Source organism: Streptomyces sp. NPDC006655, from assembly GCF_040703965.1.
Taxonomy (GTDB): domain Bacteria; phylum Actinomycetota; class Actinomycetes; order Streptomycetales; family Streptomycetaceae; genus Streptomyces.
Genome location: NZ_JBEYJU010000022.1, coordinates 85,225 through 105,160 on the forward strand (window position 1 = coordinate 85,225; position 19,936 = coordinate 105,160).

19 protein-coding genes are annotated in these 19,936 nt (G+C 73.8%); 10 read left to right on the top strand and 9 right to left on the bottom strand.

The window, feature by feature from the left end; genetic code table 11:
• Window positions 1-71: 71 nt before the first annotated feature.
• Together AB0958_RS15675 and AB0958_RS15680 are read right to left on the bottom strand one after the other, a co-directional pair.
• Window positions 72-2,414, bottom strand: coding sequence for a serine/threonine-protein kinase (locus tag AB0958_RS15675; RefSeq protein WP_366890968.1), 2,343 nt, complete (start codon window positions 2,412-2,414; stop codon window positions 72-74).
• A 198-nt stretch (window positions 2,415-2,612) separates the two neighbouring features.
• Window positions 2,613-3,335 carry a VOC family protein gene (locus AB0958_RS15680; RefSeq protein ID WP_366890969.1) on the bottom strand — a complete coding sequence of 241 codons (723 nt, stop codon included), beginning with the start codon at window positions 3,333-3,335 and terminating at the stop codon, window positions 2,613-2,615.
• A 167-nt stretch (window positions 3,336-3,502) separates the two neighbouring features.
• On the opposite strand from AB0958_RS15680, the gene AB0958_RS15685 reads away from it, so the two are divergent.
• Window positions 3,503-4,150: a TetR family transcriptional regulator gene (locus AB0958_RS15685; RefSeq protein WP_366890970.1), complete on the top strand. Its 648-nt coding sequence runs from the start codon at window positions 3,503-3,505 to the stop codon at window positions 4,148-4,150.
• Window positions 4,151-4,216: 66 nt separating this feature from the next.
• Here AB0958_RS15685 and AB0958_RS15690 read toward each other — a convergent pair whose 3' ends face one another.
• Window positions 4,217-4,669, bottom strand: coding sequence for an Lrp/AsnC family transcriptional regulator (locus tag AB0958_RS15690; protein WP_366890971.1), 453 nt, complete (start codon window positions 4,667-4,669; stop codon window positions 4,217-4,219).
• Between the two features lie 82 nt (window positions 4,670-4,751).
• Here AB0958_RS15690 and AB0958_RS15695 point away from each other — a divergent pair, with 82 nt between their 5' ends.
• Window positions 4,752-5,372, top strand: coding sequence for a LysE family translocator (locus tag AB0958_RS15695; protein WP_366890972.1), 621 nt, complete (start codon window positions 4,752-4,754; stop codon window positions 5,370-5,372).
• Between the two features lie 119 nt (window positions 5,373-5,491).
• Here the strand turns inward: AB0958_RS15695 and AB0958_RS15700 are convergent, their stop codons facing one another.
• Together AB0958_RS15700 and AB0958_RS15705 are read right to left on the bottom strand one after the other, a co-directional pair.
• Complete coding sequence (locus AB0958_RS15700) at window positions 5,492-5,962, bottom strand: nitroreductase family deazaflavin-dependent oxidoreductase (protein ID WP_358974082.1); 471 nt, start codon at window positions 5,960-5,962, stop codon at window positions 5,492-5,494.
• On the bottom strand, window positions 5,959-7,137 hold the full coding sequence (locus AB0958_RS15705) for an acyl-CoA dehydrogenase family protein (RefSeq protein WP_366890973.1): 1,179 nt from the start codon (window positions 7,135-7,137) through the stop codon (window positions 5,959-5,961). The genes AB0958_RS15700 and AB0958_RS15705 overlap by 4 nt, the downstream gene beginning before the upstream one ends.
• A 98-nt stretch (window positions 7,138-7,235) precedes the next feature.
• Between AB0958_RS15705 and AB0958_RS15710 the strand changes: the two genes are divergently transcribed.
• Both AB0958_RS15710 and AB0958_RS15715 read left to right on the top strand, forming a co-directional pair.
• Window positions 7,236-8,405 (top strand): acetyl-CoA acetyltransferase, encoded by a 1,170-nt coding sequence (locus AB0958_RS15710; protein WP_366890974.1) that lies wholly within the window; start codon window positions 7,236-7,238, stop codon window positions 8,403-8,405.
• A gap of 130 nt (window positions 8,406-8,535) precedes the next feature.
• Window positions 8,536-9,549, top strand: a complete 1,014-nt coding sequence (locus tag AB0958_RS15715) for an expansin EXLX1 family cellulose-binding protein (RefSeq protein WP_366890975.1) — start codon at window positions 8,536-8,538, stop codon at window positions 9,547-9,549.
• 195 nt (window positions 9,550-9,744) lie between these two features.
• On the opposite strand, the gene AB0958_RS15720 is transcribed toward AB0958_RS15715, so the two are convergent.
• On the bottom strand, window positions 9,745-10,209 hold the full coding sequence (locus tag AB0958_RS15720; RefSeq protein WP_366890976.1) for a hypothetical protein: 465 nt from the start codon (window positions 10,207-10,209) through the stop codon (window positions 9,745-9,747).
• Window positions 10,210-10,351: 142 nt separating this feature from the next.
• On the opposite strand from AB0958_RS15720, the gene AB0958_RS15725 reads away from it, so the two are divergent.
• Window positions 10,352-11,023, top strand: a complete 672-nt coding sequence (locus AB0958_RS15725) for a pyridoxal 5'-phosphate synthase (RefSeq protein WP_366890977.1) — start codon at window positions 10,352-10,354, stop codon at window positions 11,021-11,023.
• Window positions 11,024-11,041: 18 nt separating this feature from the next.
• Here AB0958_RS15725 and AB0958_RS15730 read toward each other — a convergent pair whose 3' ends face one another.
• The 3 genes from AB0958_RS15730 to AB0958_RS15740 are packed head-to-tail and all read right to left on the bottom strand — an operon-like array spanning window position 11,042 to window position 12,984.
• Window positions 11,042-11,917, bottom strand: a complete 876-nt coding sequence (locus AB0958_RS15730) for a GNAT family N-acetyltransferase (protein ID WP_366890978.1) — start codon at window positions 11,915-11,917, stop codon at window positions 11,042-11,044.
• 40 nt (window positions 11,918-11,957) lie between these two features.
• Window positions 11,958-12,563 (bottom strand): GNAT family N-acetyltransferase, encoded by a 606-nt coding sequence (locus AB0958_RS15735; protein ID WP_366890979.1) that lies wholly within the window; start codon window positions 12,561-12,563, stop codon window positions 11,958-11,960.
• Window positions 12,564-12,606: 43 nt separating this feature from the next.
• Window positions 12,607-12,984 (bottom strand): Zn-ribbon domain-containing OB-fold protein, encoded by a 378-nt coding sequence (locus tag AB0958_RS15740; protein ID WP_366890980.1) that lies wholly within the window; start codon window positions 12,982-12,984, stop codon window positions 12,607-12,609.
• 211 nt (window positions 12,985-13,195) lie between these two features.
• Between AB0958_RS15740 and AB0958_RS15745 the strand changes: the two genes are divergently transcribed.
• From AB0958_RS15745 to AB0958_RS15765, 5 genes are all read left to right on the top strand, one after another.
• Window positions 13,196-14,353: an NAD(P)/FAD-dependent oxidoreductase gene (locus AB0958_RS15745; RefSeq protein ID WP_366890981.1), complete on the top strand. Its 1,158-nt coding sequence runs from the start codon at window positions 13,196-13,198 to the stop codon at window positions 14,351-14,353.
• A gap of 193 nt (window positions 14,354-14,546) precedes the next feature.
• A complete protein-coding gene (locus AB0958_RS15750; RefSeq protein WP_366890982.1) occupies window positions 14,547-16,034 on the top strand; it encodes an FAD-dependent oxidoreductase in 1,488 nt (495 codons plus the stop codon).
• A 117-nt stretch (window positions 16,035-16,151) separates the two neighbouring features.
• The gene (locus tag AB0958_RS15755) at window positions 16,152-18,380 is read left to right on the top strand and encodes an acetate--CoA ligase family protein (RefSeq protein ID WP_366890983.1); all 2,229 of its coding nucleotides are present in this window, start codon (window positions 16,152-16,154) and stop codon (window positions 18,378-18,380) included.
• Window positions 18,380-19,162 (top strand): enoyl-CoA hydratase-related protein, encoded by a 783-nt coding sequence (locus AB0958_RS15760; protein ID WP_366890984.1) that lies wholly within the window; start codon window positions 18,380-18,382, stop codon window positions 19,160-19,162. Before AB0958_RS15755 ends, AB0958_RS15760 begins: the two co-directional genes overlap by 1 nt.
• 61 nt (window positions 19,163-19,223) lie before the next feature.
• Entirely contained in the window at window positions 19,224-19,847 is a 624-nt protein-coding gene (locus AB0958_RS15765; protein WP_366890985.1) for a flavin reductase family protein, read from the top strand.
• Window positions 19,848-19,936: the final 89 nt, after the last annotated feature.

Consider the following 19,936-nt stretch of genomic DNA (forward strand, 5'->3'; position numbering starts at 1 on the left):
CTTTAGGGGCGCGGGGAACTGCGCGATCGGCCACGACGCGCCCGCAGCCGCCCCTCAACCGGACCCGCCCGTCACGCCGTGCGCGCCGTCCCCGTGCCCTTTTCCGCGTCCAGGGCGTACACGCACCTGTCCTTGCTGCACGCGTACACGACCCCGTCGCGCACCACCGGTGACCCGGTGATCTCACCCCCGGTCGCCAGCTTCCAGCGCAACCGCCCGTCGTCGGCCTTCAGGGTGTACAGGAGGTGGTCGGTGGAGCCGAAGTGGATCCGGCCCTCGGCCACCGCCGGGGCACCCACCACGTCGCCGCCCGCCTGGAAGCGCCACTTGGGCGTCCCGGTGACCGCGTCCAGCGTGTACAGCCCCTTGCCGCTGCCGACGTGCACGTGGCCGCCGGCCACCAGCACCGGCTCGATCGACGCACGGGCCTCGGTGGCGATGCGCCAGCGGTCCCGCCCGTCGGTGGCGTCGAGGGCGTAGACGGTGCCGAGGTAGTCGGCGAGGTAGACGCCGCCGCCGGTGACCGCGGGGCCCGGCACGAACGCCGGCGGGGAGAGGAACACCGCCGGTGCCTCGAAGTGCCAGCGCACCCGCCCCGTCGCGATGTCGACGGCGATGACACGGGTGCCCGCGCAGGCGTACACGAAGCCGTCGTCGGCGTGGGTGAGGCGGACCGGGACGCCGCCGCAGGAGGCCGCGTCGCCGATGGGGTACGACCAGCGTTCGTCACCGGTACGGGCGTCCAGCGCGCGCAGCCTCGCGTCCTGCCAGACGAAGACCGTGCCGTCGTACAGGGAGGGCCCGGACTCGGGGGCCTCGAAGTCGGTCTGGGCGCCGGACAGCTCCCAGAGCTTCTGCCCGTTGGAGGCCTCCCAGGCCTGCACCCCGCCGCCCCGGGTGCCGGTGACCAGGGTGCCGCGGTCGGCCTTGAGGGAGTACACCCAGGCGTCGGTGGACAGCCGCCACAGGTCGCCGCCCTCGCGGGCCTCCAGGGCGAACAGGGTGGGACCGTCGGAGGCGTGGATGCGGCCGTCGGCGACCGCCATGGACCAGGCGACGTCCCGGGTCTTGAAGCGGCGGCGGCCGGTGGCGACGTCGAGGGCGTGCACCTCGAAGGAGGTGACGTAGACGAGGTCGCCGTCGACGGAGGGGGTGCCCCAGACGTCGTTGGACATCCGGAACCGCCAGGGGCGCCAGCCGGACGCCGTCTCCGCGGGCTGGACGGGCACCGGCGGTACGGCGGGGTCGGCGCCGTTGACGCCGGGGCTGGGGCGGGACCAGCTGGCCACCAGGCCGGCCTCGGGCGGGGGCGCCTTGACGGCGGCGGCGCGGGCGTCGGCGACGCGCGGGCCCGGTCCGATGGGGACCTGGGCGCCGGCCAGCCGGACCGGGCCGGTGTCGGGGGCGCCGACCGGGACGGGCGCGGGGACCGCGGGGTCGTACGACGGTGGCGGCGGAAGGACCGGGCGGCCGCCGCTGCGGGCGCCGGACGGGTGCGCGGAGGGCTTCACGGCGGGGCGGCCGCCGCGGCGGGACTCGATCAGCCCGACCGCCTTCTCGGGCAGCCAGGCCGACGCCGTACCGCTGTCGTCGGAGCCGGAGCCGAACAGATGGGGCGCCAGCTGGGCCTGGAGGTCGGCCGGGTTGGGGCGGGCTGCGGCCTCCATCTGCATGCAGGACTCGATGAGCGGGCGCAGCTCGTCCGGGAGGCCTTCGAGGTCCGGGCCCTCGCGCAGCAGCATGAAGACGGTCTCGACCGGGTTGGCGCCGTGGAAGGGCGGGTGGCCGGTGGCGGCGAAGACCAGCATGGAGCCGAGCGAGAAGACGTCGCTGGCGCCGGTGACGCTGCGGGAGTCCTTGGCCTGCTCCGGGGACATGTAGGCGGGGGTGCCGACGGCGACGTTCGTCATGGTCAGTCGGGTGTTGGAGACACCGGAGGCGATACCGAAGTCGATCACTCGCGGGCCGTCCTCCACCACGAGGACGTTGGACGGCTTGAGGTCGCGGTGGACCAGTCCCGCGCCGTGGATCGACTGGAGGGCCTCGGCGACGCCCGCGGCGAGCCAGCGCACGGCCTGGGCCGGCAGCGGCCCGCAGTCGTTCACTATCTCTTCGAGCGAGGGCGCCGGCACGTAGGCGGTGGCGAGCCACGGCACGGCGGCGCGCGGATCGGCGTCGACGACGGCCGCCGTGTAGAAACCGGAGACCGCGCGGGCCGCCTCCACCTCGCGGGTGAAGCGGACCCGGAACAGCTGGTCCTCGGCGAGCTCGGTCCGGACCGTCTTGATCGCCACGCGCCGGCCGGACGCCGAGCGCGCCAGATAGACCAGCCCCATGCCGCCGGCCCCCAGCCGTCCCAGCACCTCGAACGGCCCGATCCGCCGCGGATCGTGCTGCGTCAGCTGATCCACCACTTGCCTGCCACCTCCCCGTACGGGCCCCGTCACCCACATATGTACGCGACCCCGTGCAGCGTCTCACCACCGCACCGCCATGGCGGCACGCACCCCGATTCTTCCTGGCCCGGCCACAGGTTGCGAACCCGGTGACCAGTCGGGGTGTCTCATGACAAAGTGAGACATTTACCCACCGAAAGCCGCCTTCCGGTGGCCTCAGCGTTGCAGCAGCGCGAAGGACGCCCCCTGATTGTCGGTCACGACGGCCACTTTTCCGTACGACGTCTCGAAGGGCGGCGCCTGGACCCGGCCGCCGAGCCGCCGCACCGCCTCGGCCGCGGCCTCCACGTCCCCGGTGCGGAAGTGCACGACGAAGTGGGCCGGCATCCCGGCCGCGAACACCTCGGTCACCGGGGCGCGGCCGAAGTCCGGGTCGGCGCCCGCACCGAAGAGGGCGTCGTGGAAGACCTGGGCGTAGAAGGTGTCGGCGGCGCCGGTGTCGGTGGTGTAGAGCTGCGCCCAGGCGAAGCTGCCCGGGGCGTGCCGCAGGCCGAAACCGGCGTGGGCGGCGGCCTGCCAGACGCCGAAGACGGCCCCCTGCGCATCGGTGACCAGCGCGGCGGTGCCGAGTTCGCGGACAGGGGCCGGGGCCGTCACGACCTGGCCGCCGGCCGCCAGGATGCGCCGGCACAGATCCGCCGCGTCGGGGGTGGCGAAGTAGACCGTCCAGACGGTGGGCATCCGGCCGTCCCTCTTCCGCGCGAGCCGCGCGACGTCCGCACCGGCCAGCCGGGCCCAGGCGGAACCGTTCCCGGCGTCCGCGAACGTCCACCCGAAGAGGTCACCGTAGAACCGCTTGCCCGCCTCGACGTCGGGAAGCTGCACGTCCACCCAGCACGGGACGCCCTCCGCGTACTCGGCTGCCCTGTTTTCGGCCATGCCGTCAAAGTAACCGTCCGGCCCGCGCCGCGCAGACCAGCCGCACCCACCCGGAGTGACCGGGGCATTCCCGTCCGTTTTCCTTCCGGCCAGGCCCGCATACACCCGCGCACCCCATTTGCAGTCGGCCGAATCGCGCTCCGATCACCCCTCGGTAAGCTGACGACATGACAGGACAAGTGCGTACCGTCGACGGCCGCGTGGCCGGCCGGCGTGGGCAGGCGACCCGGCAGAAGCTGCTCGACTGCCTCAGCGAGATGCTCAGCTCCTCCCCTTACCGGGACGTCAAGGTCATCGATGTCGCCCGGAGGGCGGGGACTTCGCCCGCGACCTTTTACCAGTACTTCCCGGACGTCGAAGGCGCCGTCCTGGAGATCGCCGAGCACATGGCCGCCGAGGGAGGCCAGTTGACGGAACTGCTGGCGGGGCGCTCCTGGGTCGGCAAGGCCGGCTGGGCCACCGCGCAGGAACTCGTCGACGGATTCCTGGAGTTCTGGCGCAAGAACGAGGCGATCCTGCGCGTGGTCGACCTCGGGGCCGCCGAAGGGGACAAACGGTTCTACAAGATCCGTATGAAGATCCTGAACTCGGTGAACAACTCCCTGGCCGACTCCGTCGCGGAGTTGCAGTCCAAGGGGCGGGTCGACAAGGACGTGAACCCGGCCGCGGTGGCCGGTTCGCTGGTCGCGATGCTCGCGGCCGTCGCCTCGCACCAGAAGGGTTTCCAGAGCTGGGGTGTGAAGCAGGCCGAACTCAAGCCGAACCTGGCTCTGTTGGTGCACCTGGGCGTGACCGGGAAGAAGCCCACGAAGTAGCGCACGCGCGGAGTCCTGTCTGGCAGGCGGTGGTTCACACACAGCGGTGAACCACCGCCTGTCGCCCTACGCGGGCAGCGGCCGGTCCCGTACCACGTGCTTCATCACCAGGGTCGAGGTGAGGCGCTGCACCCCCGGCAGGGTCGCGAGCCGTTCGTCGTAGAGCCGCTGGAAGGCGGCGAGGTCGGCGGTGGCCACCCGCAGCAGGTAGTCCGGTTCGCCGAACAGCCGCTGCGCGTCCAGTACCTGGGGGATCTCGGCGAGCGCCCGCTCGAAGTCGGCGACCGTGTCCCGGTCCTCCTGCCGCATCGACACGAAGACCAGTGCCTCGAAGGTCAGCCCCACCGCGGCCGGGTCCACCACCGCCCGGTAGCCGCTGATCGCCCCCGACCGCTCCAGCTCGCGCAGCCGGCGGTGGCAGGGCGAGACACTCAGCCGCACCCGCCCGGCCAGCTCGGTCACGGTCAGCCGGCCGTCCTGCTGGAGCTCGGCAAGGATGTTCCGGTCCACGTCGTCCATGGGGCAGATTCTCCCCGAGAACCGCTGGTCACGCGCAAATTTCGACAACACTTTCGGACCGAACGCTCCTAATGTCCCCTGCATGGACACCGCACCCTTGCTCTCCTTCCTCGCCGTCGACCTGCTGCTGGTCTGCGTCCCGGGCGCCGACTGGGCGTACGTGATCGCCGCGGGCGTGCGCGGGCGCTCGGTCGGCCGGGCGGTGGCGGGGCTGGTGGCGGGATACGCGCTGCACACGGTGCTGGCGGTCGCGGGGCTCGCGGTGCTGGTGGCGGGTTCACCGCGGCTCCTGACCGCGCTCACGGCGGCGGGCGCCGGCTACCTGCTGTGGCTGGGCTGGGGCGTCCTGCGCCACCCGACGGTGCCGCGGGAGGCGGGGGGCGGGGCGGACGGCGAGCGGGACCCCGGGGGCTTCTGGCGGGGGGCCGCGATCAGCGGGCTGAACCCCAAGGGGCTGCTGCTCTACCTCTCCGTGCTCCCGCAGTTCCTGGTGACCGAGGGGGCGCACGCCCCGGTCGCCGCGCAGACGGCCGTGCTCGGCACCCTGCACATGGCCTGCTGCGCCGCCGTCTACCTGACCGTCGGCACCCTGGCCCACCGCCTGCTCACCGGCCGCCCCAAAGCGGCCCGCGCGGTCACCCGCACCTCGGGCGCGGCGATGCTGGGCATCGGCGCCCTGCTCCTCGTCCAGCACGCCCTGTGAAACCCGGCGTCCGCCTGCGGTCCGGCGTCCGGCCGTGGCAACCGGGGCACACGGTGTGCCGTCCGCCGTCCGGCGCGCCCTGCCGTCCCGGTGCTCTCGTCCCTGCCGCCCCGCGTCCGCTAGGGCGTTCTCCGGGTGAGTCGGAAGACTCTGATCTCGCGGTCCACCCGGGCCTGGTAGGCGGCGTACGGGGGCCAGAACGCCAGCAGTGCCTGCCAGGCCGTCGCCCGCTCCTGTCCGGTCAGCAGCCGGGCGGTGACGGGGATGTCCCGTCCCTTCCAGCTGATCTCGGCTTCGGGGTGCCGGAGCAGGTTGTGCGTCCAGGCCGGGTGACCGGTCCGCCCGAAGTTGGACCCGACCAGGTACCAGCCGTCGCCGTCGGGCATGCACGCCAGCGGCGTGCGGCGGGGCTGTCCGCTGCGCGCCCCGGTGGAGGTGAGGATCACCCCGGGCAGCATCTGCGCGCTGAGCAGCACCCGACCCCGGCTGAGCCGGTGCACGGCGCGGTCCAGCGCCGGGACGACATGCGGCGCCACCTTCGCGAACCCCCGCGTGGCGGACACCTTCTGCACCAGCCGTTCCCCGATCACATCGCCACCCCCGCTCCCTCGAACAGTCCGGCCCGCCCGGCCGCGTGGTCGCGCAGCCGGTGCACGGGCCCGAAGAGCAGCTCGTCCCCGGCGGCCCGCTTGAAGTACATGTGCGCCTCGTGCTCCCAGGTGAAACCGATCCCGCCGTGCAGCTGGATCCCTTCCCCCGCGGCGATCCGCAGCGCCTCCAGCGCCTGCGCGAGCGCGAGCCCGCCCACCCGCTCCCCCGTCGCCCAGGCCGCGTAGGAGGCCGCCGACCCGGCCGCGCGCACCGCCACGTACACGTCGGCCAGCCGGTGCTTGACGGCCTGGAAGGAGCCGACGGGCCGCCCGAACTGCTCCCGCTGCTTCACGTACTCCACGGTCCGCTCCAGTATCCGGTCGGCCGCCCCCACGGCCTCGCACGCGAGCACGGTGGCGGCCGCGGCCCCGACGGCGGCGAGGGCGGGGTGGACGTCGGTGTCCTCGTCGCCCAGCACCTCCGCCGCCACGTCCCGTAGCTGGACGCGCGCCTGGGCGCGGGTCGGGTCGAGGGCGGTGCGCCGGGCCCGGACGACCCCGGAGGCGTCCCCGGCCACCAGGAAGAGCAGGACCCGTGACCGGGCGTACCCCCCGGCGTGCGCCGGGACGAGCAGGAGGCCCGCGCTGTGCCCGTCCAGCACCTGGTCGGCCTCCCCGTACAGCCGCCAGCCCCCGTCGGTGCGCCGCGCCTGTACCCCGCCGGCCCGTCCGCCGCCGGCCCAGTCCGCGTCGAGCGGCCCGGTGAGCGCGAGGGCGGCGGCCAGCCGGGTGCCGGGGACGGCGAGGGCGGCGGTGAGGCCGCCGCCGGCGATCCTCGGGAGCAGCTCGGCGCGCTGGGCCCCGGTGCCGAGGGCGAGGAGCAGCGGGGCCGCGAGGACGGCGGTGGCGAGGAACGGGGAGGGCGCCAGGGCGCGCCCCAGCTCCTCGGCGGCCGGCGCGACCTCCCTGAGGGTGCAGCCGACACCGCCGTACGCCTCGGGCAGCGCGAGCCCGGCCAGGCCGAGCTGTTCGGCGAGGGCGGTCCACAGGCCGGGGTCATGGCCGGGCGCCCGGTCGACGGCGGCCCGTACGTCCTCCGTTCCGCAGCGCTTGTGGAGCAGTTCCCGCAGGGCGCGCCGGATCTCGTCCTGCTCGTCGGTGAAGCGGGCGTCCATCACGGACCTCCTGACGATCTGACGGCCCGTCATGCTAGGGGCGGCGAACGCAGATGCACAGGGGCGGAGTCGGGCGGATCTGATGTACCGTCAGATCCATGACTGGACCCCGCAAGGTCGCCGTCGTCGGTGTGGCCCTGTCCGACTGCGGCCGGGTGGACGAGGCCACCCCCTACGCCCTGCACGCCCAGGCGGCCCGCCGGGCGCTGGCCGACGCGGGGCTCGGCCGGGAGGTGGTGGACGGCTTCGCGTCCGCCGGACTCGGCACGCTCGCGCCGGTGGAGGTGGCCGAGTACCTGGGCCTGCGCCCCACCTGGGCCGACTCCACCTCCGTCGGGGGCTCCACCTGGGAGGTCATGGCGGCGCACGCGGCGGACGCGATCGCCGCGGGCCACGCGAACGCGGTCCTGCTCGTGTACGGCTCGACGGCCCGTGCCGACATCAGGGCGGGGCGCCGGACCGGCGACCTGTCCTTCGGCGCCCGCGGCCCGCTCCAGTTCGAGGTCCCCTACGGCCACACCCTCATCGCCAAGTACGCGATGGCCGCCCGCCGCCACATGATCGAACACGGTACGACCATCGAGCAGTTGGCCGAGGTGGCGGTCCAGGCGCGGGCGAACGCGGCGCTGAACCCGGAGGCCATGTTCCGCGACCCGATCACGGTCGACGACGTCCTGTCCGGACCGATGATCGCCGACCCCTTCACCAAGCTGCACTGCTGCATCCGCTCGGACGGCGGCGCGGCGGTGCTGCTGGCGGCCGAGGAGTACGTAGCGGACTGCCGGACGGCGCCGGTGTGGGTGCTCGGCACGGGCGAGAGCGTGTCCCACGCGACGATGTCGGAGTGGCCCGACTTCACCGTGTCCCCGGCGGCGGTCAGCGGCGAACTGGCCTTTCGGCGGGCGGGCGTGACGCCCGCCGACGTCGACTTCGCGGAGATCTACGACGCGTTCACCTACATGACGCTGGTGACACTGGAGGACCTGGGGTTCTGCGCGAAGGGCGAGGGCGGGGCGTTCGTGGCGAAGGGGCGGCTGCGGGTGGCGGGCGGGGAGCTTCCCGTGAACACCGACGGGGGCGGGCTCTCGGCCCAGCACCCCGGCATGCGGGGTCTGTTCCTCCTGGTGGAGGCGGTGCGGCAGCTGCGCGGGGAGGCCGGTGACCGGCAGGTGCGGCGGGCCGGCGGGGGGCTGCCGGAGCTGGGGGTGGCGTCGGGGACGGGGGGCTGGTTCTGCTCCTCGGGGACGGTGGTGCTGGGGCGGCGGTGAGCCGAACCGGCCCGCCGTCCGTATGGAGATCCGGCGTGCCGCGGCAACCTTTCCGGCCCCGGCGGCCACTGCCGTACCGGAAGCTCTCACGTTCGGAGAACGTGCACCGCCGACCGCGTAAGGATCGCTCGTGGCCTCCTCCTCGCACCGCCGTCGTCCGCAGCCGGACCGGAACTTCGCCTGGCGCCCGGTCCGCGCCCCGTTGCTCGCGGTGACCGCCGTCGCCGGCCTCGCCCTGCTGGTGACCCTGATCGCGGCCGTCCGCCCCGGCGGCTCGGGCGGCACCGGGCAGGACCGTGCCGGGGCCGCGTCCTCCTCGGCCACCGCGGCCGGCGCACCGGAACCGGCGTCGGCCTCGGTGCCGGCGTCATCCACGTCACCGGCACCGGCGTCGGCCACGCCGAAGCCGACGGCGAGCAGATCCGCCACGCCGACCGCGTCGGCGTCCGCGACCCCGTCGACGGCCTCCCCGGCCCGGCGGGCGGCGACCGGCACCGCCCGCACCCCGTCCACCACCACCGCCGCCGCGCCCGGCCGGATCCGCCCCGGGACCACCTACGACGGGGTCGCCACCTCCTACGACATCGGCAACGGCGACGGCGCCTGCTCGTTCGGCCCCACCTCCGACGTGATGACCGCGGCGATGAACACCGCCGACTACGAGACGGCGAAGGCGTGCGGGGCGTTCGTGTCCGTCCGCGCGGCGAGCGGCACGTCGATCACGGTACGGATCACCAACGAGTGCCCGGCGCCCTGCGCGGTGGGCCAGCTCGACCTCAGCAGGCAGGCGTTCGCGAAGCTCGCGCCCCTTACGGCCGGCCGGATCGCGATCACCTGGAGCCTGCTCAGCCCGGCCACCTCCGACACCGTCTCGATCCGCTACAAGACCGGCTCCACCCAGTACTGGTGCGGCATCCAGGCGATCGGCCACCGCAACCCGCTGGCCCGGCTCGAAGTGCGCACCGGCGGCGGCTGGCTGGCGCTGACCCGCACCGGGTACAACTACTTCCTCTCCGAGCAGGGCACCGGCTGCGGGAGCGCCATCCGCCTCACCGACATCTACGGCGAACAACTCGTCGTCCCCGCCCTGCCCGTCCGCCCGAACACGGTCCAGCGGACGGGACTCCAGTTCGCCCGGCACTGAGCGCGGGACCCCGGGCAGGAGCGGAGGCCAGTGCTGTGACCGGAAAGGTTTGCCGGAAGGCTCGCGGCGTCCGGTGCGGTGCATCGCACGGCGGAGCATCGCCCGCGTACTGGATGTACTCGGGCGTTGCGACAACGCGGCGAGGTGCCGTGCCGGACGCCGCGAGTCGGTGAACCTTTCCGGTCGCAGCACTAGCTAGCGCTGTGACCGGACGATGCGGTGGGCATGGTGGGGGGCCGGGTCGTCGGGGAGGAGGGTGACGCCGGTGTGGAGGCGGCGGGCCGTGAACGCGGTCAGGGCCAGGGCCAGGGAGACGGCGGCCGCGGCCACGCCCAGCGGGACCAGGGCGGGCGTCGACTGCCCTGCGGGGAGGTTCCCTTCGTGGACGGCGCAGGAGAGCGAGACGGCGAAGAGCAGGAGCGCGAGGAGGCAGGCCGCCCCCCAGCCCGCGCGGACGCGCCGGGTGCGGGCGTGGTCGCGCACCTCGGCCAGGACCGGGGCCGCGCACACCGGACACTCCAGCTCGACGCGTTCCCTGCCGTCGGCCGGCCGCACCAGCTGGAAGTCACGGGCGGCCCAGGTGGCCGTCCGCCGCCCGCGCCGCCCGACATCGCCGCGTACGTGGCGTACGGCCACTTTCACGGTCCTCGGTCCCCTCATGCCGGACAGTGTGCGTCCGGGGCACAGCCGTGCGCAGGGGTTTGCCCGGTCGCGTCCGGGAAGGGCTGCGCCGGGGAACGCGCACCGGCCGTACGGCCCCTGATGGCGCGGCCGCGGGAGGCTCCCGAGTGATACTCGGCACATGGCAGCAACGGATCTCCACACGCTCCTGAAGTCGCTCCGCGTCTGGTCCCCCGAGACCACGGAGCTACGGCCGTTCGACCCGGCGACGGCGCCGGACGCCCCGCTCCCGCTGTTCACCACGTGGTTCGCGGAGGCGGTGGCGGCCGGCCAGCCGGAGCCGCACACCGTGTCGCTGGCGACGGCGGACGAGCGGGGCCGGGCGGACGTACGGATCGTGATGCTGCACGGCGCGGACGCGCACGGCTGGTCCTTCGGCTCGCACGTCACCAGCCGCAAGGGCCACCAGCTGAGCGTCCACCCGTACGCGGCCCTCGCCTTCTACTGGCCGGTGCTGGGCCGCCAGGTCCGGCTCCGGGGCCCGGTCTCCGCGGCGCCGGCCAGGGAGAGCCAGGCGGACCTGCACGCCCGCTCGACGGGCGCCCTCGCGTCGGCGCTCACCGGCCGCCAGAGCGGTGTCCTGTCCTCGCTGGAGGAACTCCGCACGGAGTCGGAGGCCGCCTGGGAACGCGCCCGCGCCGACCCGTCCGCGCCCTCCCCGACCTGGACCCTCTACCGGCTGCATCCCCAGGAGGTCGAGTTCTTCCAGGGCGCCCCGGACCGGCGGCACGTACGCCTGCGGTACGTCACCGAGGCCGACGGCGGCTGGCGCAGGGAACTGCTCTGGCCGTAGGCACGGGCGCGGCGCGGCCTACTCCGCGAACTCGTACTCCGCCCAGTCGGCGACCTGCCGGTAGCCGATGCGCTGGTACAGGGCGTTGCTCGTCGGGTTGGCCAGGTCCGTGAAGAGGAGGAGCTCACCCACTCCGGCGGCCAGCGCCGCCCGGCTGACCCGCGCCGTCACCGCTCCGGCGTAACCTCGGCCGCGCAGCTCCGGCGGGGTGTAGACGGGCCCGATCCGGGCCTGTCCGGCGACCGTCGGGGTGACGCCGGCCATGGAGACCGGGGTGCCGTCGGGGGTCTCCCAGAGGGTGACACCGCCGTACGAGAGCCGGAAGTCGGCCCAGTCCCCGCCGCCCCGGCCGCCGGGCAGGCCCGCGTCGGCGACGAAGCCGTCGTACCAGCGGATCAGCAGCTCCCGGTCCGCCTCGCCCGCGACCCGCGCCCGCCCCTCGGGCAGCGGCGACGGGTCGGTCAACTCGGCCAGCCGGTAGAGCCGTTCGCTTCCGCTGAGGCGCCCGGACACCCCGGTCCCGCGCTGCCACGCCGCGGCGAACGCCTCCGCCGTGGCCCGCTCCGAGGCGAAGCCGGTCACGGGGTGGCCGAGGTCGAGGAGAGCGGTGACCAGCGTCTCGGCCTCGTCGGCCGTGAGCCGGGTGGTGCGCAGGGCGTACGGCGGGGTGTGCAGCAGTGCGGCGCCCACGGTGCCGTCCGCCCGGACCAGGCGGCCGAGGAGCGGCGGCCGGCCGCCGTAGGCCCGCGGTCCGCGCCGCCGCAGCTGCTCGGTCACCGTCAGGTGGACTGTGTGCAGGTCGGGCCGCGAGTGGAGGAAGTCCTGCGCGTGGAGCAGGAATTCGTCGACGTCGGAGGTGAAGTGCCAGGCGGGTGCGTGCGTTTCGGCTTCCATGGTCGATGATCCCGCCCGACCGCCGTGCGGGGCATCCGAATTAGATGCCGACGGCTTCGGGGTCCGTCGCGAGGCGGGCGTGCAGGTGGACGTCCCGGAAGGCGTCCTGCCTGCCCGACTCGAACATCGCGCCGCGCAGCGTCCCCTCGTGCCGGAAACCGCAGGTCCGCGCTATCCGGCAGGACGCCTCATGACCGAGGGCGTGCCCCAGTTCCAGCCGGTGCAGGTCCAGTTCGGTGAAGGCCCAGCGGGCGGCCAGGGACAGGGCGTGGGTGGCGACCCGGCGGCCGCGCGCCTCGGGGAGCACCCAGTAACCGACCCGGGCCGACCGGAACACCCGGTCGATCAGGTTGATGCCGATGTGGCCGAGGGTCGCACCGCTCGCCTCGTCCGCGACGCGGAACGGCGCGCAGATCCCGTCGTCCGCCTGGGCCTGCTGTCTGACCATGGCGGCCCGGGCGCCGGCGAGGTCGCTCTCCGTCGTGAGCGGGGTGTTCCAGCGCCGGAAGTCCGGGTCGGTGCGGCCACGCAGCCAGCTCTCCACATGGGCGTCGGCGTCCGGGTCCCAGCGGTCGAGCCGCAGGCCGTGACCGTGCGGTGCGGGGCCGGGACGTCGGGCGGCGGGCTGTTCCTCGATCAGGGCCATACGCTCATTGAAACCCGTGGGGCAGGTGGCGGCCCAGCCGGTTTCAGCTCGCCGCCGGGCGGAACACCGGTACCCCGTCCCGGAAGGCGACCTCCAGGGGGAGACCGGGGCGCGGCTCGGAGGTGTCGACCAGTTCGGTCATCATGCGCGGCCCTTCCGCCAGGTCGACCACGGCCGCCACGTACGGGACGCGGTCACCGAAGGGCGGGAGGTCGTTGCGGTGGACGACGGACCAGGTGTAGAGGGTCGCGCGGCCCGTGGCCGGCTCCCAGGTGCCGTCCTCGCTCCAGCAGTGCGGGCAGAACTCCCGGGGGTAGTGGTGGGCCCGGCCGCAGGAACGGCAGCGGCGCAGCAGGAGCCTGCCCTCGGCCGCCGCCTGCCAGTAGGGGCGGGTGAAGGCGTCCGGCTCGGGGGTGTCCATGCACCTGACGGTACGTCAGATCGCCCGGAAAGCCGAGAGCCGGGGGCGAAACGGCCCGCGCCCCCTTGAGCGCCGATCTCATCCGTTTCCGCTCGGACCAAGTGGGCTACGCCACACATCCCCCCTGCTTCTCCACGGGTGTGATCAATCCGCAACCAATTCCGGTCTTGACCGAGACCCATCAACGTGAAGCGTGATTACGCTCCCGCTCATGGCCGTGTTTCCCCCCACAGTTTCGCCCGTCTACGTCATCGGCGCCGGCCCCGGAGGTCTCGCCGTCGCGTACGCGCTGCGGGCCCGGGGCATCCGTGCCGTCGTCCTGGAGAAGTCCGACAGCGTCGGCGCGTCCTGGCGCCGCCACTACGACCGGCTCCACCTGCACACCACCCGCCGGCTGTCCGCCCTGCCGGGGCTGCCCATGCCGCGCCGCTTCGGCCGCTGGGTCTCCCGCGACGACGTGGTGCGCTATCTGGAGAAGTACGCCGAGCACCACGAACTGGAGATCGTCACCGGTGTCGAGGTCTCCCGTGTGGAGCGCTCGCCCGCCGGGGACGGCTGGCTGCTGCACGCGTCCGGCGGCCGGGAGCTGACCGGCTCCGCGGTGGTGGTCGCCACCGGCTTCAACCACACCCCGCGCATCCCCGACTGGCCCGGCCTGGACGGCTACCAGGGGCGGTTCCTGCACGCCGGGGAGTACCGCGACGCCGGGCCGTTCGCCGGTCAGGACGTGCTGGTCGTCGGCATCGGCAACACCGGCGCCGAGATCGCCGTCGACCTGGTGGAGGGCGGCGCGGCCCGGGTACGGCTGGCCGTCCGCACGGTCCCGCACATCGTGCGCCGCTCCACGGCCGGCTGGGCCGCCCAGTACAACTCGATCCTGGTACGGCGGCTGCCCACCCGCCTCGTCGACCGGCTCGCCCGCACCATGGCCAAGGTGAGCGTGCCCGACCTGGCCGCCCACGGCCTGCCCCGCCCCGACACCGGCCTCTACAGCCGGGTCAAGCAGGGCTCCATCCCGGTTCTGGACGTCGGGCTCATCGACGCGGTGCGGCGGGGCCAGGTCGAGATCGTGGCCGCCGTCGACGGTTTCGAGGAGGGGAAGGTCGTCCTCGCCGACGGCACCCGCACCTCCCCCGACGCGGTGATCGCCGCGACCGGGTACGTCCGGGGCCTGGAGAGCCTGGTCGGCCATCTCGACGTCCTCGACGGCCGCGGCCGCCCGGTCGTCCACGGCTCCCGCACCCCCGAAAACGCCCCCGGCCTCTACTTCACCGGCTACACCAACCCGATCAGCGGCATGTTCCGCGAGATGGCCATCGACGCGGAGAAGATCGCGAAGGCGCTCGCCAAGCGCCTGCGCACGGCGTAGGGAGCCACACCCTCCTTACGCCGCAAGCCCCTTACGCCGCAACCCCCTTACGTACAGACCGAGTTACCGATGTGACGCAGGCGACGAGAGCTGTTTGTTACCGGCGGTAGCACCAGGCCCGTGCCCGAGACCAGAATGTGAGCCCTGCTCAACTTTCCGGCTCCACCCCTCTCGCTCCGTACGGAGGACGCACGTGGCACGCGAAAGACAGCTCTCCCGCCGCTCCCTTCTCGGCGGTGCCGCCGCCGGGGCGGTCGGCCTCACCGCGCTCTCCGCGGGCCCGGCCGCCGCGGCGGCCTCCCGGACCGTCGACGTCGCGATCGTCGGCGGGGGCATCGCCGGACTCACCGCGGCCCGCGACCTGGTGGCCGGCGGCCGGACGGCAGCCGTCCTGGAGGCCCGGGACCGGGTCGGCGGCCGGGTGGTGAACCTGAAGCTGGCCAACGGCGGTTACACCGAGGGCGGCGGCGAGTTCATCGGCCCCACCCAGGACCGCATCAAGGCCCTCGCGGACTCCCTGGGGGTGGCGACCTTCCCCACCTACAACACGGGCGCCAACCTCCTCTACAAGAACGGCAAGCGCACCCCGTACGACACCGGCGGACTGCTCGGTTCGGTCCCGCCGGTGGACGCGGCCGGGCTCGCCAACGCGGCCATCGTGCAGTCCGAACTGGACAGCATGGCCGCGCAGGTGCCGGTGGCCGCACCCTGGACCGCGCCCAAGGCCGCCGAGTGGGACAAGCAGACCTTCGAGAGCTGGCTGAACGCGAAGGCGGTCATCCCCTCGGCCAAGTTCCTGCTGGACCTGGCCTGCACGTCGATCTTCTCGGCCCAGCCCCGCGAACTCTCCCTCCTCTACGTCCTGTACTACATCGCCGCCGCCGGCAACGAGTCCACGGCCGGCACCCTGGAGCGCCTCACCGACACCGCGGGCGGCGCCCAGGAGTCGCGTTTCGTCGGCGGTTCCCAGCAGGTCCCGATCAAGCTGGCGGCGGCCCTCGGCGACCGGGTGGTGCTGAGCGCCCCGGTCCGCTCGATCACCAGGTCGGGCGGCTCGTACGTGGTCACGGCGGACGGCATCACGGTCACCGCGACCCGTGTCGTCGTGGCCCTGCCGCCCCCGCTGGCCGCCCGCATCACCTACGACCCGCTGCTGCCGGCCGCCCGCGACCAGCTCACCCAGCGGATGCCGATGGGCTCGATCGGCAAGGCCATCGCCGTGTACGACACCCCCTTCTGGCGGGCGGACGGCCTCAACGGGCAGGCCGTCAGCGACTCCGGCGTGGTCCGCTCGACCTTCGACAACTCCCCGCCGGACGGCTCCTACGGTGCACTGATGGGCTTCATCGAGGCCGATGAGATGCGGGCGTACGACGCGGCGGGCGAGGCCGAGATCAAGGCCGCCGTCCTGACGGACTACGCCAACTACTTCGGCGACAAGGCCGGAAACCCCGCCTCCTTCGTGCTCCAACGCTGGGACAATGAGGGCTTCTCCCGGGGTGGCCCGGTGGCCTACGCACCGCCAGGGGTGCTGACCGAGTACGGGGCCGCGCTGCGCGAGCCGGTGGGCGGGATCCACTGGGCCGGGACGGAGACCTCCACGTTCTGGACGGGCTTCATGGACGGAGCGGTGCGGTCGGGCGAGCGGGCGGCGAAGGAGGTACTGGCCGCCCTCGGCTGACCGGGCGGGCGTTTTCGGCCTCAACTTTGCGTGCAGAGCAGTTCCTGACGCAGTGTCAGTTCAGTAATCTGACACTGCGTCAGTTTATCGTGCTGTCACACAGAGGCGGGCGGACCGATGCTTGGATCAACCCACGGCACCCTCACCACCGACTCCCGCCGGGCCCGGGCCATCGCATGCGGTGAGCAGCGTCCCGGGCCCGCCGTCCACGGCCGGACCGCCGACGAGGACGACCTGGACGTCAGCGGCCGGCCCCTGTACGCGGACGTACCGGATCTCGACCGGTTCTTCCGGCCCGAGTCGGTCGCCGTGATCGGCGCCTCGGACACCGAGGGCCGGCCCAACACCGGTATCACCCGGCAGCTCCTCGACTGGGCCGGGCGGGTCGGGGCCCGGGTGCACCCGGTGCACCCCACCCGGCCGGCCGTCTTCGGCATCGGCTGCGTCCCGTCCGTCGCCGACCTGCCCGAGCAGGTCGATCTCGCCGTCCTGCTGGTCGCCGACCCGCTCCCGGTGATCGAGGAACTGGCCGCGGCCAAGGTCAGGTTCGCGGTCGCCTTCGCCTCCGGGTTCGCGGAGACCGGCGCGGCGGGCGCGGCCGCCCAGACCCGCCTCGCGGCGGCCGTACGGCGGTCCGGGCTGCGGCTGCTCGGCCCGAACACGAACCTGAACGCCTTCGAGCGCTTCCGCGAGGACCTGGAGGGCCCCGCGATCGCCCTCATCACCCAGTCCGGCCACCAGGGCCGACCGGTCTTCGCCGCGCAGGAGCTGGGCATCCGCCTCTCCCACTGGGCGCCCACCGGCAACGAGGCCGACCTGGAGACCGCCGACTTCATCTCCTACTTCGCCGAGCGCCCCGAGGTCGGCGCCATCGCCTGCTACGTCGAGGGCCTCAAGGACGGCCGCGCCTTCCTGCTGGCCGCCGACCGCGCGGCCCGCCGCCGGGTGCCGGTGGTGGCGGTGAAGGTCGGCCGCACCGAGGCCGGCGCCCGCACCGCCGCCTCCCACACCGGCAAGCTGACCGGCGCGGACGACGTGGTCGACGCGGCGCTGCGACAGTACGGCGTGATCCGCGTCGACGGTCTCGACGAACTCCAGGACACCGCGGCCCTGCTGGCGCGGGCGCGGGCGCCGCGCGCGGACGGGGTGGTGGTCTACTCGATCTCCGGCGGCACCGGCGCGCACGTCGCCGACCTGGCCGCCGGGCTGGGGCTGAAGCTCCCGGAGCTGTCCGAGGCCCGGCAGGCCGAGCTGCACCAGTGGATACCGGAGTACCTGAGCGTGGCCAACCCGGTGGACAACGGCGGCCATCCGGTGGGCGACTGGCGCGGCCGCAAGATCATCGACTCGATCCTCGCCGACCCCGAGGTCGGGGTGCTGATCTGCCCGATCACCGGCCCCTTCCCGCCGCTCAGCGACAAGCTGGTCCAGGACCTGGTGGACGCGGCGGAGGCGACCGACAAGCTGGTCTGCGTGGTGTGGGGCTCGCCGGTCGGCACCGAGGCCGCCTACCGCGACGTCCTCCTCGGCTCCTCCCGGGTGGCCACCTTCCGCACGGTCGGCAACTGCCTGACCGCCGTCCGCGCCCACCTCGACCACCACCGCTTCGTGAGCGACTACCGCTCCCCCTTCGACGAGGCCCCGCGCACCCCGTCGCCCTCCTACCGCAAGGCGCTCGCGCTGATGCGGCCGGGACAGCAGCTGAGCGAGCACGCGGCGAAGCAGCTGCTGCGCGCGTACGGCATCCGGGTGCCGCGCGAGCAGCTGGTGACCAGCGCGGCGGCGGCCGTGCGCGCGGCCGGGCTGGTCGGCTACCCGGTGGTGATGAAGGCGTCCGGCGGGCAGCTCGCGCACAAGACCGAGCTGGGCCTGGTGAAGATCGGGCTGACCTCGGCGAGCCAGGTCCGGGACGCCTACCGGGAGCTGACCGACATCGCCCGCTACGAGGGGGTCGCCCTCGACGGGGTGCTGGTCTGCCAGATGGTGCAGCGGGGGGTGGAGATGGTCGTCGGGGTCACCCACGACGACCTCTTCGGGCCGACCGTGACCGTGGGGCTCGGCGGGGTGCTGGTGGAGGTGCTGCACGACGCGGCCGTGCGCGTGCCGCCGTTCGGCGAGGACCAGGCCCGGGACATGCTGGCCGAACTGCGCGGGCGGCCCCTGCTGGACGGGGTCAGGGGGCGGCCCCCGGCCGACCTCGACGCGCTCGTCGAGGTGATCCTGCGCGTCCAGCGCATGGCCCTGGAACTGGGCGACCGGCTCGCCGAGCTCGACATCAACCCGCTGATGGTGCTGGAACAGGGCCAGGGCGCGGTGGCGCTGGACGCGCTGGCGGTGTGCCGCTGATGGACACCGTCCGGTACGCGCGGGCGGAGCGGGTCGCGTACGTCACCCTCAACCGTCCCGAGACCCTCAACGCCGTGACCCCAGCCGAGCGGGAGGAGGTCATCCGGCTGCTGTCGGACGCCTCCGCCGATCCGGAGCTGGGGGCGGTGGTGCTCACCGGCACCGGCCGGGGCTTCTGCGCGGGCGCCGACCTGCGCGGTGCCGGGTCCGCCGCGCCGCTCCCCGGTGACGTGGCCCGCACCATCCGGCGCGGCGCCCAGCGTCTGGTCGCCGCCGTCCTCGACTGCGAGAAACCGGTGATCGCGGCCGTCAACGGCACCGCCGCCGGCCTCGGCGCCCACCTCGCGCTCGCCTGCGACCTGGTCCTGGCCGCCGAGTCGGCCCGTTTCATCGAGGTGTTCGTCCGCCGCGCCCTGGTCCCCGACGGCGGCGGCGCCTACCTGCTGCCCCGGCTGGTCGGCCCGCAGCGCGCCAAGGAGCTGATGTTCTTCGGCGACGCGGTCACGGCGCCGGAGGCCGAGCGTCTCGGTCTGGTCAACCGGGTCGTACCGGACGAGGAGCTGGCGAAGACGGCCCGGGAGTGGGCACAGCGCCTGGCCACCGGGCCCACCCGCACGCTCGCCCTGACAAAACAGCTGCTCAACGCGTCCCTGGACGGCGACCGGACGTCCGCCTTCGCCGCCGAGGCCGCCGCCCAGGAGCTCAACATGACGACCCACGACGCCCAGGAGGGCCTACGCGCCTTCACGGAGCGCAGAAGCCCCGAGTTCCGGGGCCGGTGACGGTGACAGGGCGGCCACATCCCTTCCCATCTGACGATCCGTCACTTTCAATGGAAGGGTGATGGGACACGCTGGGGCGGCCGCGGCTGCCGTTCGTTATCTCAGGTCGGTTCCCGCGCCGGGGCCCGTGGAGGCGTTGCCGCGCCCGGAGTTGCGGTGTGTGCGGGCGGACGAGCGGGCGCCGGTCGACCCGGTGGAGTTCCGGCGGGTGCTCGGGAACTTCGCGACCGGGGTGACCGTCGTCACCGCACCGGCCGCCGAAGGCGAGCCCTCCCCCGCCGGATTCGCCTGCCAGTCCTTCTCCTCCCTCTCCCTCGACCCGCCCCTGGTCTGCTTCATGGTCGCCCGCACCTCGGCCACCTGGCCGCGCATCGCCCGCGCGGGCGTCTTCTGCGTCAACGTGCTCGGCGCGGGCCAGGGCGAGCAGTGCCGCGCCTTCGCGAGGAGCGGCACGGACAAGTTCGCGGGCGTGGTGTACGACGCGGCCCCGTTCTCGGGCGCACCCCGCCTGGCCGGCGCCACGGCGTGGATCGACTGCGCGATCCACGCCGTCCACACGGGCGGCGACCACCTGATCGTGGTCGGCCGGGTGCGGGCCCTGGGCACGGCCGACGGCAGCGTCCCGGACCAGGCGCCGCTGCTGTTCCACCGGGGGCGGTTCGGCAGGCTGGAGCCGGAGGGCTAGGGCCCTTCTGATGGATCTCCGTGGGAGAAGGAGCGGCGTTCGGTGCGTGCGATCGGCGTGCGGGGTGGCGGGTCATGTGGCGGAGCCAC

Bases quoted from the DNA above. Each gene is read 5' to 3' on its own strand.
- AB0958_RS15680 (WP_366890969.1), bottom strand. From the start codon at position 3,335: ATGGCCGAAAACAGGGCAGCCGAGTACGCGGAGGGCGTCCCGTGCTGG.
- AB0958_RS15685 (WP_366890970.1), top strand. From the start codon at position 3,503: ATGACAGGACAAGTGCGTACCGTCGACGGCCGCGTGGCCGGCCGGCGT.
- AB0958_RS15690 (WP_366890971.1), bottom strand. From the start codon at position 4,669: ATGGACGACGTGGACCGGAACATCCTTGCCGAGCTCCAGCAGGACGGC.
- AB0958_RS15695 (WP_366890972.1), top strand. From the start codon at position 4,752: ATGGACACCGCACCCTTGCTCTCCTTCCTCGCCGTCGACCTGCTGCTG.
- AB0958_RS15705 (WP_366890973.1), bottom strand. From the start codon at position 7,137: ATGGACGCCCGCTTCACCGACGAGCAGGACGAGATCCGGCGCGCCCTG.
- AB0958_RS15710 (WP_366890974.1), top strand. From the start codon at position 7,236: ATGACTGGACCCCGCAAGGTCGCCGTCGTCGGTGTGGCCCTGTCCGAC.
- AB0958_RS15720 (WP_366890976.1), bottom strand. From the start codon at position 10,209: ATGAGGGGACCGAGGACCGTGAAAGTGGCCGTACGCCACGTACGCGGC.
- AB0958_RS15725 (WP_366890977.1), top strand. From the start codon at position 10,352: ATGGCAGCAACGGATCTCCACACGCTCCTGAAGTCGCTCCGCGTCTGG.
- AB0958_RS15730 (WP_366890978.1), bottom strand. From the start codon at position 11,917: ATGGAAGCCGAAACGCACGCACCCGCCTGGCACTTCACCTCCGACGTC.
- AB0958_RS15735 (WP_366890979.1), bottom strand. From the start codon at position 12,563: ATGGCCCTGATCGAGGAACAGCCCGCCGCCCGACGTCCCGGCCCCGCA.
- AB0958_RS15740 (WP_366890980.1), bottom strand. From the start codon at position 12,984: ATGGACACCCCCGAGCCGGACGCCTTCACCCGCCCCTACTGGCAGGCG.
- AB0958_RS15745 (WP_366890981.1), top strand. From the start codon at position 13,196: ATGGCCGTGTTTCCCCCCACAGTTTCGCCCGTCTACGTCATCGGCGCC.
- AB0958_RS15755 (WP_366890983.1), top strand. From the start codon at position 16,152: ATGCTTGGATCAACCCACGGCACCCTCACCACCGACTCCCGCCGGGCC.
- AB0958_RS15760 (WP_366890984.1), top strand. From the start codon at position 18,380: ATGGACACCGTCCGGTACGCGCGGGCGGAGCGGGTCGCGTACGTCACC.
- AB0958_RS15765 (WP_366890985.1), top strand. From the start codon at position 19,224: ATGGGACACGCTGGGGCGGCCGCGGCTGCCGTTCGTTATCTCAGGTCG.